General features: G+C 32.0%; 16 protein-coding genes and 1 other RNA gene. 10 read left to right on the top strand and 7 right to left on the bottom strand.

The window, feature by feature from the left end; translation table 11 throughout:
* The first annotated feature begins 156 nt into the window (after positions 1-156).
* Positions 157-471, top strand: an RNA gene (rnpB, locus tag RT228_RS13050) — RNase P RNA component class A.
* 76 nt (positions 472-547) lie between these two features.
* Here rnpB and RT228_RS13055 read toward each other — a convergent pair.
* Both RT228_RS13055 and RT228_RS13060 read right to left on the bottom strand, forming a co-directional pair.
* Positions 548-1,120, bottom strand: a complete 573-nt coding sequence (locus RT228_RS13055) for an RsmD family RNA methyltransferase (protein ID WP_039330231.1) — start codon at positions 1,118-1,120, stop codon at positions 548-550.
* Complete coding sequence (locus tag RT228_RS13060) at positions 1,117-1,908, bottom strand: DUF3822 family protein (protein WP_006258488.1); 792 nt, start codon at positions 1,906-1,908, stop codon at positions 1,117-1,119. The genes RT228_RS13055 and RT228_RS13060 overlap by 4 nt, the downstream gene beginning before the upstream one ends.
* 123 nt (positions 1,909-2,031) lie before the next feature.
* On the opposite strand from RT228_RS13060, the gene RT228_RS13065 reads away from it, so the two are divergent.
* Positions 2,032-3,465, top strand: a complete 1,434-nt coding sequence (locus RT228_RS13065) for an ATP-dependent RecD-like DNA helicase (RefSeq protein ID WP_006258487.1) — start codon at positions 2,032-2,034, stop codon at positions 3,463-3,465.
* 75 nt (positions 3,466-3,540) lie between these two features.
* Complete coding sequence (kdsB, locus tag RT228_RS13070; RefSeq protein WP_313138695.1) at positions 3,541-4,287, top strand: 3-deoxy-manno-octulosonate cytidylyltransferase; 747 nt, start codon at positions 3,541-3,543, stop codon at positions 4,285-4,287.
* Positions 4,288-4,325: 38 nt separating this feature from the next.
* Here kdsB and RT228_RS13075 read toward each other — a convergent pair whose 3' ends face one another.
* The 3 genes from RT228_RS13075 to RT228_RS13085 all read right to left on the bottom strand — a co-directional run bounded on the left by RT228_RS13075 (position 4,326) and on the right by RT228_RS13085 (position 6,790).
* Positions 4,326-5,411, bottom strand: a complete 1,086-nt coding sequence (locus RT228_RS13075; RefSeq protein ID WP_039330227.1) for a hypothetical protein — start codon at positions 5,409-5,411, stop codon at positions 4,326-4,328.
* A 21-nt stretch (positions 5,412-5,432) separates the two neighbouring features.
* Complete coding sequence (locus tag RT228_RS13080; RefSeq protein ID WP_006258484.1) at positions 5,433-5,618, bottom strand: hypothetical protein; 186 nt, start codon at positions 5,616-5,618, stop codon at positions 5,433-5,435.
* Positions 5,619-5,716: 98 nt separating this feature from the next.
* Positions 5,717-6,790 carry a branched-chain amino acid aminotransferase gene (locus tag RT228_RS13085; protein WP_313138696.1) on the bottom strand — a complete coding sequence of 358 codons (1,074 nt, stop codon included), beginning with the start codon at positions 6,788-6,790 and terminating at the stop codon, positions 5,717-5,719.
* A gap of 289 nt (positions 6,791-7,079) precedes the next feature.
* On the opposite strand from RT228_RS13085, the gene RT228_RS13090 reads away from it, so the two are divergent.
* From RT228_RS13090 to RT228_RS13115, 6 genes are all read left to right on the top strand, one after another.
* Positions 7,080-7,556 carry a DUF4920 domain-containing protein gene (locus RT228_RS13090; RefSeq protein WP_039330225.1) on the top strand — a complete coding sequence of 159 codons (477 nt, stop codon included), beginning with the start codon at positions 7,080-7,082 and terminating at the stop codon, positions 7,554-7,556.
* A 6-nt stretch (positions 7,557-7,562) separates the two neighbouring features.
* The gene (locus tag RT228_RS13095; RefSeq protein ID WP_235280006.1) at positions 7,563-8,024 is read left to right on the top strand and encodes a hypothetical protein; all 462 of its coding nucleotides are present in this window, start codon (positions 7,563-7,565) and stop codon (positions 8,022-8,024) included.
* Positions 8,021-8,686 (top strand): tRNA (5-methylaminomethyl-2-thiouridine)(34)-methyltransferase MnmD, encoded by a 666-nt coding sequence (gene mnmD, locus RT228_RS13100; protein ID WP_039330224.1) that lies wholly within the window; start codon positions 8,021-8,023, stop codon positions 8,684-8,686. Before RT228_RS13095 ends, mnmD begins: the two co-directional genes overlap by 4 nt.
* Positions 8,687-8,943: 257 nt before the next feature.
* Positions 8,944-9,171 carry a hypothetical protein gene (locus RT228_RS13105; RefSeq protein WP_006258477.1) on the top strand — a complete coding sequence of 76 codons (228 nt, stop codon included), beginning with the start codon at positions 8,944-8,946 and terminating at the stop codon, positions 9,169-9,171.
* 95 nt (positions 9,172-9,266) lie between these two features.
* A complete protein-coding gene (locus RT228_RS13110; RefSeq protein ID WP_039330221.1) occupies positions 9,267-9,659 on the top strand; it encodes a DUF4377 domain-containing protein in 393 nt (130 codons plus the stop codon).
* Between the two features lie 4 nt (positions 9,660-9,663).
* A complete protein-coding gene (locus tag RT228_RS13115) occupies positions 9,664-10,242 on the top strand; it encodes a GNAT family N-acetyltransferase (RefSeq protein ID WP_006258474.1) in 579 nt (192 codons plus the stop codon).
* 37 nt (positions 10,243-10,279) lie between these two features.
* On the opposite strand, the gene RT228_RS13120 is transcribed toward RT228_RS13115, so the two are convergent.
* A complete protein-coding gene (locus RT228_RS13120; protein ID WP_259638201.1) occupies positions 10,280-10,840 on the bottom strand; it encodes an AraC family transcriptional regulator in 561 nt (186 codons plus the stop codon).
* Between the two features lie 290 nt (positions 10,841-11,130).
* On the opposite strand from RT228_RS13120, the gene RT228_RS13125 reads away from it, so the two are divergent.
* On the top strand, positions 11,131-12,636 hold the full coding sequence (locus tag RT228_RS13125; RefSeq protein WP_006258472.1) for an NAD(P)H-hydrate dehydratase: 1,506 nt from the start codon (positions 11,131-11,133) through the stop codon (positions 12,634-12,636).
* A 48-nt stretch (positions 12,637-12,684) separates the two neighbouring features.
* On the opposite strand, the gene RT228_RS13130 is transcribed toward RT228_RS13125, so the two are convergent.
* The gene (locus tag RT228_RS13130) at positions 12,685-13,233 is read right to left on the bottom strand and encodes a GNAT family N-acetyltransferase (RefSeq protein ID WP_006258471.1); all 549 of its coding nucleotides are present in this window, start codon (positions 13,231-13,233) and stop codon (positions 12,685-12,687) included.
* Between the last annotated feature and the right edge of the window lie 10 nt (positions 13,234-13,243).

The raw sequence follows: 13,243 nt of genomic DNA on the forward strand, positions 1-13,243 counted from the left end.
TTTATTGTTATAGGACTAAAGAAATTTCAGAAAACTAAAAAGTCAAGATGACTTCTACTAAAGAATAAGGAGTTATTTAATGTCATTAGTTCTAAAATGGTAAAATAATACTAGTAAATAATTTTTTGTGTTGTGAGAAATGAATTACTTTTGCAGAGAGTAAACTGCCTTATCGCTACTTTCAGTAATGAAAATAGAGGAAAGTCTGGACACCATAGGGAGGCATAATGGGTAACGCCCATCCTTGGCTTGCCAAGAGGACAAGTGCAACAGAAAGTATGTACAGGTAATGCTGTAGTGAAACCAGGTAAACTCTATGCGGTGAAATGTCATGTATATTTAGCGTTTGAGGGTGCCCGCCCGATGCTTTAGGGGTAGGCAGATAGAGCTATCGAGTAATTGATAGCCGGGATAAATGATAAGGGGGTACTTCGGTACTTACAGAATCCGGCTTATAGGTTTACTCTTTATTTTTAGTATCTATTAGGTACTAAAAAAGGACTATTATCTAAGATAATAGTCCTTTTTTTATATGTTAGTATGATATTTATTCATCATCATCATCATCTTCCTCATCTTCTAGCTCGTATTCAAAGAAGGTAAATACAGAACCACCATAGTTTTTTTCGAAAGAGAAATGTTCTAAATGATCCATTTTAGTAAACTTAGAGTGTTCTATAACAACCATACCTTGCTCATCAACAAGTCCTTTCTCAAAAATATCCTTTAGTATTTTTTCAAATTGTTCTTGGGTAAAATCATAAGGAGGATCAGCAAAAACGATATCATAAGAAGCCTGATGCTTCTCTATAAATTTAAATACGTCAGACTTTAGTGGAATAATATTAAGGTCTAGTTCTTTTGCTGTTTTCTTTATAAAGTTAATGCACCCCATATCACCATCTACACTAACGATAGATTCTGCTCCTCTAGAAGCAAATTCGTAACTGATGTTTCCTGTACCTGCGAATAGGTCTAATATGGTTAGTTCACTAAAATTAAAGTGATTATTTAGAATATTAAATAGAGATTCTTTACTCATATCCGTTGTAGGACGGACAGGTAGGTTTTTAGGGGGCGAAATACGTCTTCCTTTTAGTTTTCCTGATATAATTCTCATGAATGGAATAAAATGTAATATTGTTTAGGTACTTGATGATGTAATAAAAGATCATCGCTAATAAAAAAATTATTATCTACTACACTGACTTCTCGAATGTAGGTATATGCTTGTTCATAATAAGAGTCGTCCGTATCTACTCTTCCAATCAAGTAAAGTGGGTTTGACTCTGTATTTAATTCTAATTGTTCATAAGTAAACAAGATGTAATAAATAAAGTCTTGTGCAGTCTGGCATTGAAATGAATTAAAAAAAAGTAATTCTCCATTACTGACTACTACTAATTCAAAGTGATCTTTTTGTAAAAAAGCATAAACTTCTTTTTCAGTATTTTTACTTGACTTTTTTAGTAAAATCTCTACTAGTAATGTATTAATGTTGTGGTAAGTAAAGCTTCCAAATTTATCAATTAAATAATTATTGATATTGACATAAGGAATATAAACATTATTAATAGCACTACTTTCTAATTCATCAAAAGCAAAGAAGTCTGTAGAAAACACTTTTGTTGAATACTGTAGATAATACCCCATAGAATCTTCATTGAATAGTTTTCTTGGGATAAATGTATTAAGTGTATTATCATGTAGTACAATTACTTCATCGTATCTTTCTGTTAATTCTATATGCTTTTGAAAAATTTTGTCTAATTGTTCCTCTATAGATTTAGTTTGAGAAATAGCTTCAGATGCAAAGTGAATAATCTCATGTGCTAATTTGTCTTTAATAGCAAAAGAGAATTTATTTAAAGAAACTTGTATTAAAAGTTTATGGTAATTCTTTGACATCGTGAGTTTAAAATATGAATTTCGAATATAGGCAAAATTACACTTTTTTATTGCAATCTTCTAGTCAAGGGATAAAAAGCTTAGTATCTTTGGCATACAATAGATAAAAAAGAATATACAACTATGATAGGTCAACAGTTTTATAAACTACTCCGTCAGAAATTTCCTTATGATTTAACTTTAAAGCAAGACATTTTTCTTCAGAAGATTGCTGATTTTGTTACAAATGATACACAAGATGAATTGTTTGTATTAAAAGGATATGCGGGTACTGGTAAAACTACATTGTTATCTACAGTAGTTAATGAATTGAGAAGCGTTAATAAGTTCTCTGTGATGCTTGCTCCTACAGGACGCGCAGCTAAGGTGATCAGTAATTATTCTAATCGATCTGCTTTTACCATTCATAAGAATATTTATTATCCTAAGCCTAGTAAGACAGGAGGTACTTTTCAATATACCATGCGTCATAATAGAAATCGAAATACGATATTTATAGTAGATGAGGCTTCTATGATAGGAGATGCTAGTGCAGGAGATACCTCTATGTATCCACATGGATCTTTATTGGACGACTTAGTTTATTATGTGTATTCTGGTTTTAATTGTAAGTTGATTTTAATAGGGGATACAGCTCAGTTACCTCCAGTAGGAATGAATATTAGTCCAGCATTAGATATAGACCAGCTTCGATTTAATTATGATATGGATATTCAGCATATAGAATTAGATGAAGTAATGCGACAAGAAGTTGATTCAGGAATTCTATATAATGCCACAGAACTACGTCTGGCAATCGGGTCTTATTTTGCAGATACTTTTCAGTTTCAATTACAAGGGTTTAAAGATATTATTCGCCTAATAGATGGTTATGATATTCAGGATGCTATTTATTCATCATATTCAAACAGTGGGCCAGAAGAGACTACTTTCATTGTGCGTTCTAATAAACGTGCGAATGCATATAATCAGCAGATCAGAGCTCGTATTCTAGATAAGGATAGCGAGATATCAGCAGGTGATTTATTGATGGTTGTGAAGAATAATTACTTTTGGCTTAAAGACTCAACTGTAACTGACTTTATAGCAAATGGCGATATTATTGAAGTTTTACAAATCTATAGAACAATAGAGTTGTATGGGTTTAGATTTGCTTCTGTACGAATTAGAATGATTGATTACCCTGATATGGCTCCTTTTGATACTATGATATTTTTAGATACTCTGACTAGTGAGTCACCTGCTCTTACTTATGATCAGATGAACAAACTGTATAATGAAGTGTTGTTAGATTATGAAGATGAGATAACCAAGTACCGAAAAATGCAGAAATTAAAAGAGAATGAATATTTTAATGCTTTGCAGGTTAAGTTTGCATACGCCATTACGTGTCATAAGTCACAAGGTGGTCAGTGGGAGACGGTATTTATTGAACAACCTTATTTACCTGATGGAATAACAGAAGATTACGTAAAATGGTTATATACAGCAATGACTCGTGCTAAAGATAAATTGTATCTAATCGGTTTTCAAGATGAATATTTTCTTCAAGACTGATAGATAAAATAGTTTAACATTACCCAATTATTATTAATAACAAGATAGTATATTTGAATACTAAAAAAGATTAAAATGAAAGTTATAGCAGTAATACCAGCTCGATATGCATCTACCCGTTTTCCTGCAAAGTTAATGGAAGATTTAGCAGGGAAAACTATTATCCGTCGTACTTATGAAGCAACATTAGCAACAGGGCTTTTTGATGATGTATTTGTAGCTACAGACTCAGAGTTGATTTACAATGAAATTATCCATCATGGGGGAAGAGCTGTGATGAGTGTTAAAGAACACGAGAGTGGGAGTGACCGTATAGCAGAAGCTGTAAAAGATATAGAGGCCGATATTGTTATTAATGTACAAGGAGATGAGCCTTTCGTTAGTAAAGAGAATTTAGAAAAGCTAATTGATATATTTCAGAGAGATGAGACTAAGCAAGTAGATTTAGCTTCTTTAATGACTCCAATTGATGAATGGACTACAATAGAGAATCCTAATAATGTAAAAGTAGTTGTGGATGATACCAATACAGCACTATACTTTTCTCGTTCTGTAATTCCTTATCCAAGAGATAAGGAAGTGAAAGTACAGTATTATCAACATATTGGAGTATATGCTTTTAGAAAAGAAGCTTTACTTGAGTTTACTACTTTACCAATGAAGTTTTTAGAAGCTTCTGAGAAGTTAGAGCAACTAAGATACTTAGAGTATGGTAAGCGTATTAAAATGGCTATTACAAAGCATTTAGGGATAGGAATAGATACACCAGAAGATTTAGAAAGAGCTAAACAGATAATAGCAGATAATCCAGAATTAAGATAAAAAAAGAGGCTTTAAAATAAAATTTAAAGCCTCTTTTTTTATATAGTAGAATTGGTTATTTCCTCTTTGTTTTCTGTTTCAGTATTTACTTCATGAGTATTGTTACTGTTTGTATTATTTTGATAAACAGGAGTAGGGATTGGAACTTCCTTTTTCTCAATAGGTACTTTGATTATAGTCTCCCATTCTGCTGCTAATCTAGAGTCAATAACAGACTTCTTAAGCAGTAAGATAATAGGTTCATCAGGTAGAATGTTTAATTCTTTATCACTAATCTCTGTTCTTGTCTTACGCATTGCTTCTGGTAAGAATGTGTAATAACCGATTAGTGTTGATTCAAAATAACTCTGTTTATCAAGTTTATCTATTTTATACTTTTCTTCTTCGTTTAAGTATATATTCCCTTTAATAGGTAAGGCAAATCGATAAGTAAGCGTGTTTTGTGCTTTCGAATTGTTCAATATCAAATAGGGATCTCCTGCTATTTCTATTTGGTTAGTAGAACAAAAATCAGATAAGTCCTTATTTAAGGCTAATAAGTCTTCATTTAATGTTCCTATAGAAGAAGAAGCTTCTAGGTATAGGTATTCGATACTAGGAGTTGACTTGACTGCATCTAGTTTTACTTCATATTCTTTATACTGTTTAATAAAGTAAACAATAAAAGCATCTATGTTTTTGTTAAGACTATTAGTAGCTACTTGGTTAGGTGATCCTTTAAAAAAAGAAGTAAACTTTGTTTGCAGGTCTAAAGTCCCATTAAAAGTAAAAGTAATTTGTGTTTTATTTTGTTGACCTTTTAATCTCCAAATAATATTTGAAATCTTATTGTCATTTAAAATATCTTGAGATAAGCTATCGTATGGATGGCTATATTCTGCTCTTATATGATAAGATCCTAAATTTTCTAACTCTATTTGGTAAGTTCCATTATTAGACTTTTGGGAAGTCATCCAATCAGTCCAATTGTCTAAATCATTGATATAATTATAGACTATTTCTTTAGGAGCATCCACAGTGAATGTTCTCTCTACTTTATATTCGGGACTTTGAGTAAGTATGAATACAAAAAGAGAAACTAATGTTAATAGTAGTAAAAGAGAGAAATACTTTAGAATTTTCATAACAATTTAGAGCTATATGAATTACTTCAAAAAGTTTTTTAAAATAAATAAAGAACCTATAAATGATAAAAAGGCAACTAAGACCCATAGTCTATTTTTGTAATAGATACGGTGTAGTTTTATATCTTTTCTATACATGATAATCATTACTATGGTAAAAGCAATAATGAAAAATATAGCAAACTTAAGTTGTCCAGGTGTAAACATAATTATTTTTTAGCAAAAATAGTCAAAAGAGTTAGATTGTAGATAAAAAAAACGGCAGAATTACTGCCGTTTTTTAATATGATAAAAGAAACTTTAGATTAGATTTTTTCTGTCCATCCAAAAGTATCTTCAATATTCTTTTGTTGAATTCCTTGAAGAGCTGTTTTTAATTGAATTGCAAAAGAGTTCTCATCACTCACTTCTGGTAATCTATAGTAATTATCTTGGAAAGCAAATCCTTCGATTTGTCCTACTGTAACTGCAGTTCCTGCTCCGAAGATTTCTTTTAATTCACCTTTAGCATGTGCATCTAGTAAATCTTGAACTACGATAGATTTTACTTCTACATTAATTCCTTTGCTCTTAGCGATGTCAAGCAAACTTTTTCTAGTCACACCATCTAAGATTCTCTCACTAGTAGGAGCTGTGATTAAAGTATCTCCAATTCTGAAGAATACGTTCATAGTACCTGCTTCTTCTAGTTTAGTATGAGTAGCATCATCAGTCCAGATTACTTGTTGGTATCCTGCTTCTTGAGCTAATTTAGTTGGGTAGAATTGTCCAGCATAGTTACCAGAACATTTAGTATAACCAACACCACCATTAGCAGCACGGCTATAGTGTTCAGCGATTTGAACTTTTACTTTTCCTGAGTAGTATGTACGTGCAGGCGAACAAATGATACAGAACATAAACTCACTAGAAGGTCCAGCTACTACACCTTCATGAGTTCCGATCATAAAAGGACGAATGTATAAAGCATTTCCTTGTCCTTGTTTAACCCAGTCTCTATCAAGGTTGATTAGTGCTTTTAATCCATCTACGAATCTTTCTTCGTCGATATGTGGCATAGCCATACGTTCTGCAGATTTGTTGAAACGAGCCCAGTTTTCACGTGGACGGAATAACCATACATCTTCATTTGCATCTTTGTATGCTTTCATTCCTTCAAAGATAGCTTGTCCATAGTGGAACACATTTGTTGAAGGTGCAAAAGACATTGGTCCATAAGGTTTGATTTCTACTTGTCCCCATTTACCATCTTTGTAGTGGCATACTAGCATGTGGTCAGTAAATACAGAACCAAACTTCAGGTTTTCGAAGTCAACTGATGCTATTTTTGATTTTTCTACTTTCTCAATAGAAAAAAGGTTGTTTGTTTCTAAACTCATTTCTTATAATGTTTTTTTAATTGTCTGTTTACTTATGCTTGCAATGTATTAAAAAAGCAACACATTACAAAATTATCAAAAAAAGTACTCAAAAATAGTTTCTTGTTGAACTTTATCTAAAATGCCGTGATAAATATTGTTTAATCGAAATTATTTACTGAAATTATAATAATCCATGAAAGATGTTTATATAAACTAAATCTTTTTGATTTATTTTTTTGACTTAATTTTGGTCTACCGAATACTTAATTTTTTTATCATGATAAGAATAATTGCTTCTTTAAGCATAATGGCTTTCATTTTGACTGGTTGTAAAAATGAAAATAAGGATAATTCTACTCTAGTAGATGTACAGAAGACATACGAATATTTTGGAGATAGTGTAGTAATGGGAGATGTTCTTTCTAAAGAAGCTATGCTTAAGAGATACCAAGAATTAAAAGAAGGAGATACTATAAAAGTACAATTTGAAACAACTATTAATGATGTGTGCCAAAAGAAAGGTTGTTGGATGAATGTAGAGTTGCCAGGTGAGAAAAAAGGATTTGTTCGTTTTACAGATTACGGATTCTTTGCGCCTATGAATGCCGCTGGACATGAAGTTATACTAGATGGTAGAGCGTTTATATCTGTAGTATCTGTAGATGAACTAAAACACTATGCTAAAGATGCAGGTAAGTCTGACGAAGAAATAGCAGCTATTACAGAACCTAAGGTTACTTACGCTTTTACAGCAGATGGTATCGCAATTAATAAAGATAAGTAATAGAAGGTGAGAAATAAATCAATATTGTGTCTTGTTCTATTAGTGTTTTCAGTTTTGTTATCTTGTAAAAAAGAAACTAAACAAATAGAAGATAATAAAGAATCTGTGACGAAAGATACAACTGCATTTAAGATGTATAATATGGCTCCGATGGCATCTCTTATGGAAGAGATGTATGCTCAAGGAGCATTTTTAAAGGCAGAAATAGAGCAAGAAAAGAAAGAATTGGGAACTTTACCTGATAAACATAGAGATATTCTTACTGCTAAGATGACAGATCCTAGTGATAGAGATATGTTTTTTACTGAGCAGGCAGAGCAGTATTTAAAGCTAGAACAGATTCTCTATCAAGATAATGAAGGTGATAAAGTACAACAGTTTAATGATATGATAAACTCATGTTTAACATGTCATCAAAAGAAGTGTGGTGGGCCTATTCCTAGGATTAAAAAATTATTGATACAGTGAAAAGAAAAATAGTGACAACTTCAGATGGCTCTACATCTATTGAAATTGAAGAATGGGGAGAAACATATCATTCAATTCATGGAGCTATTCAGGAGGCAAGACATGTCTATATAGAAAGAGGTTTTGATAGGATAGAGAAAACTACTGTGAAAGTATTAGAAATGGGGTTTGGTACAGGACTAAATGCTTTTTTAACACTAGTAGAGGCTAGAAGAAAGGGAAAAATAGTAGAGTATCACAGTATTGAAGCTTTTCCTGTAACAGAACAAGAAAGCGTAGCATTAGATTTTAGTGCTTTATATGACAGAGATGGAGATGATATCTTGTTTAAACAGATGCATCAGTGTACTTGGGATGTATCACATGAGGTTACAGCAGAGTTTACGTTGCATAAGATCCATAGTACCTTTGAAGAAGCAGTAGTCAATCAGTCTTATTTTGATGTTATTTATTTTGATGTTTTTGGATATCAGTTTCAACCAGATTTATGGTCTGTAGAAATATTCCAGAAGGTTTATGACGCATTAGGCGATACAGGCGTTATAGCCACGTATGCTTGTAGGGGGCCTATTAAAAGGGCGATGAAAGAAGTAGGATTTAAAATAGAGAAGGTTCCTGGACCTCCTGGTAAAAGGGAGATGTTAGTCGGGTATAAAGGATAATCTACTTCCATAAAATGACAAAGAAGGAAAATATACTGTCAATTAGATATTTATTTAATCATGAATAATATTAGTTATTTATTCGATTTTAGATTAACACTAATGTACTTTTTTAGGTTTTTTGTGGTTATTTTTTTGTTATTCTAGTATTAATTTTATGTAATTAAATATCTTTTAAGGTTAAGTTTTGTGTTATGTTTTGTGTTTTAACAGAAAGTGTGTAAGTTTGTTCATAGAAAAAGAAAAAAATTGTAGTTATGAACAAACGAATGATGTTAGAGTACACTACCCTTGTACTTAAGAATGTCAGTTTTGATTCGGCCTTGTTTTCTAAAGAATTAGAAAAAGCAATGCATGCATTATTACCTTATGATTTAGAACAACTAATGATTTGGGTTAATGAATTTTTAAAAGAACAACCTAATCTTAGAGCTGAATTAGCTTTATTAGACAGTGAAATAATAGAAGAGCTTGCCTATGCATAGGGCAAGCTTTTTTTGTTTATACTAGAATTAAGTACGTAAAAACGACTCATTGAGTTTTAAATTTATATTTTTACCAAACTAGAAAATTATAAAGAATGAAAAAAATAGTTTTATTAGCCATAATGTCTTTAGGTGTATTAATTTCTTGTAAGGATAAAAATATAGAGCAAGGAGAAAATAGTACTGTTGAGCATAATGATGTGCCTGAAGTAACCGAAATAGATGCTTCTGAAGAGGTGAAGGTATTATATGTAGCTTCTAAGCTGGATGAGTGTGCGGGTATTGCCCCTAAAAAATGTATGATGGTCAAGGAAGAAGAGGATGCACCTTGGGAGTTAATGTATCAAGAGATAGAGGGGTTTAATTATGAAGAAGGATATGAGTATAAAATAGAAGTGAAGAGAATAGATATAGCTAATCCTCCTGCTGATGCACCATCTTTCAGATATGTTTTAGTGACTGAAATCTCAAAAGAAAAAAAAGCATAGGGATATGGAGGATATTGTGTTAATGGATGATCGCGTCATTCTTAAACCACTAGAAGCTTATAATTACAATGATTTAGTAGGGTTTGCAATTAAAGAACCTGAAATATGGAAATATGCAACTGTCGGAGTTGAAGGAGCTGATGGAATGAAAAAGTATATTAGCCAAGCGATTGAAGATAGGAATAAGGGTAAAGCGTATCCTTTCATTGTTTTTGATAAAAGGACAGAAGAGTATGTTGGCTCTACACGATTTTATAATATTGATCAAAAGAACAAGACGCTATTAATAGGGTATACTTGGTATAGTAAACTTACTCAAGGAACTGGAGTAAACAAGCACTGTAAGTATATGATGTTTAAATATGCTTTTGAAGTGATGGGAATGGAAAGGGTAGAGTTTAGAGTAGACAATACGAATGAGAGAAGTAAAGTGGCTGTTCAGAGTGTAGGTTGTACGTTAGAAGGAGTATTGAGAAGTGAAATCATTATTCACAGTGGTAGACGTAGAGATACTGCTATATTTAGTATGCTTAAAGACGAATGGTTTAGTCATGCTAAAGAGGCTCTAGAAGCAAAATTATAAGAACAAAAAAGACGATTTAACCAAATCGTCTTTTTTGTTATATTTTATCAATAACCTTGCGGCGTTCTGCCCCAGTAGTTTTAAAATGAGTAGGAGTTAGACCTGTTACTTTTTTAAACTGTTTGCTTAAGTGAGCTACACTACTATAATTTAATTGATAGGTTATCTCTTTTAGGCTTAATTCGTCATATACTAACAGTTCTTTTACCTTTTCTATTTTTAATTGAATAAAGTATTGCTCTATAGTAGTAGGTTCTAGTTGCGAAAATAATAGGCTTAGAGCGTGGTAATCCATTTGCATTTTATCCGCTATATAAGCAGATAGTGGTATTTGTAGATTAGCATTGTGTTTTTGTACTAATTCTATTAATACTGTTTTGACTTTGTCTACTGTTTTACTTTTTTGATTGTCTAGGAGTTCAAAACCAATCTTTTGTAATTTAACTTCAATCTCTTTTAGCTGTGAAGAGTTCAAGTCTTCTTGTATTTCTATTTCTCCTAGTTCTATTTTAGTAGGGGTGTATTTTGCTTCTGTCAGTAGATTATCTACTGCCATTTTACACCTTTCACACACCATGTTTTTTATATATAGTTTCATCTGAAATATCCTTTTAGAAACTCAAAGATACTAAATCACATTTGAACATAAATATACAGAGACAATATAGTTTGACAGTAAAAGTGTTATTTTATGCTTTTAGTATTTAGTTGATTTTATAGTAAATAATCATTGTTTTGTTATTTTTTTGATATAATTAGTATTACTCAAAGTGAGAATCAATATGTTTCTTCACACTTAGATAATTCGGTGGTATAGTAGTGTATAGCTCAGTTTTCAATAGTTGTATTTGTTACCTTTACTCATGATGATTAACTATAAGTAGCAATATGAAAATTTTTAATACAGCACAAATGCAAGCATTGGATAAAGAGACAGTATCCAATCAATATATATCTTCATTTAAGTTAATGGAGAGAGCAACAACTAAAGTCTTTGAGAAGTTGCAAACTAGATATAAATTATATCAAACATCATTTGTTATTTTTTGTGGAACGGGAAATAATGGAGGTGATGGATTAACCTTAGCTAGATTATTAAAAGAAGGAGGAGCTATGGTGAAGGTATTCTTGGTGCAAACTAAGAAATATAGTCCTGATAATGCTCAGAATCAAGATCTATTAGAGGATAGAGATATCAATGTAGAGAAGTTTAATACAAAGAGTAAATTAAAAGTAAAGAAAGATGATGTTATCGTAGATGCTTTATTTGGTATAGGATTACATAGTCCTTTAGATGAAGAGTGGCGTCCTATCTTTGATTTTTTAAATGAAACTCCATGTCTAGAGAGAGTTTCTATAGATATGCCTTCAGGATTATTAGCAGATGTGGCAACACCAAAAGAAGCTATTGTATTTAAGGCTGATGTAGTTTATACATTCCAATTACCAAAAACAGCATTACTGTTATCTGATGCTAAAGAATATGTGAAAGAACTAGAAATATTAGATATAGGACTCGATCTAGACTATATAGAGAGTACTAAGTCGGATGCTTATTTTGTAGAACAGGATAAAGTGAAAAACTTAGTGAAATCAGGAACTAAGTTTAGTAATAAGGATGACTTTGGTAGAGTAATATTAATCGGTGGGAGTAAAGGAAAAATAGGAGCTGTGACTTTAGCAAGTAAGGCTGCTATGCATACAGGAAGTGGAATCGTGACGGCTTATGTACCGAGTTGCGGATATACTATCGTACAGACAGGGATACCTGAAGTCATGTGTGATACATGTACTAGTGAAGACTATATAAAAGTATTTCCATCTGTAGAACATTATGATGCAGTAGGAGTAGGGTGTGGTATAGGATTACATAAAGATACAGCTACTGCATTAATCAGTTTTTTAAAAGAGAATAAGGATAGGAAATTAGTAATAGATGCAGATGCTCTTAATATTATTAGTGAACAGAAGTGTTTAGATAAAGTTCCAGCCGAAAGTATCTTAACCCCACACGAAAAAGAACTGAAAAGACTTATCGGTGAGTGGGATAATGACTTTGATAAGATTGATAAAGTAAAACAGTTGGCTAAAAAGCACAATGTCATCTTTGTATTAAAAGGAGCACATACGATAACAATAGCACCAGACGAAATGATCTACTTTAACTCATCAGGTAACTGGGGAATGGCTACTGCTGGAGTAGGAGATACCTTGACAGGTATGATTACCTCTTTACTTGGGCAGGGTTACACTAGTAAAGAAGCCGCTATAGTAGGAGTCTATTTACATGGATTAGCAGGTGATTTAGCTATTGAGAATATTCATCCACATAGTCTAGTTGCTTCGGATGTAAGTAACCATATTAGTGCTGCTTATAATCAAATTGCATTATAAATAGTGAATATAAAAATGTAAGGCTACCTCTAAGAAGGTAGCCTTACTTTATTTGTTTAGTTTAGAATAGATCACCGTATCTAAGAATTGACCATCAAAGAACCAGTTTTCTTTTAAATGACCTTCTTTTATAAAGCCGCATTTTTCAAGAACTTTCATAGAACCAATATTCTCTGGATCTAAGAGCGCTTCTATAGAATGTAATTTCATGGTAGAGAAGCCATAATGTACGATGGCTTGAAGAGCTTCAGTTATATAACCTTTTCCATTATACTGGGGCAAAGACATATATCCTGTTTCTGCTCTATAGTGCTCTAGTTTCATACGATAAAACCCGATGGTGCCAATCATTGTACCTTCTTCTTTTAGTGTGATTGCCCAATTAACACATTCTTTAGCTGCCATTCTTTCATCTATAGAATGGATATATTGTTTTATTTCTTCTTCTGATTGTGTAACAGGTACAGGGATATACTTCATCACTTCTGGGTCTGTACGCATGGTGTACATCGTATTTAAGTCATTTATATCTAAACGTCTAAGAATAAGTCTATCTGTTTCGAGTATAGGAAATATGGTTAAGTCTATATTTAGCATGTTTTTTGAA

The organism is Myroides sp. (assembly GCF_032073645.1).
GTDB classification, from domain to species: domain Bacteria; phylum Bacteroidota; class Bacteroidia; order Flavobacteriales; family Flavobacteriaceae; genus Flavobacterium; species Flavobacterium odoratimimum.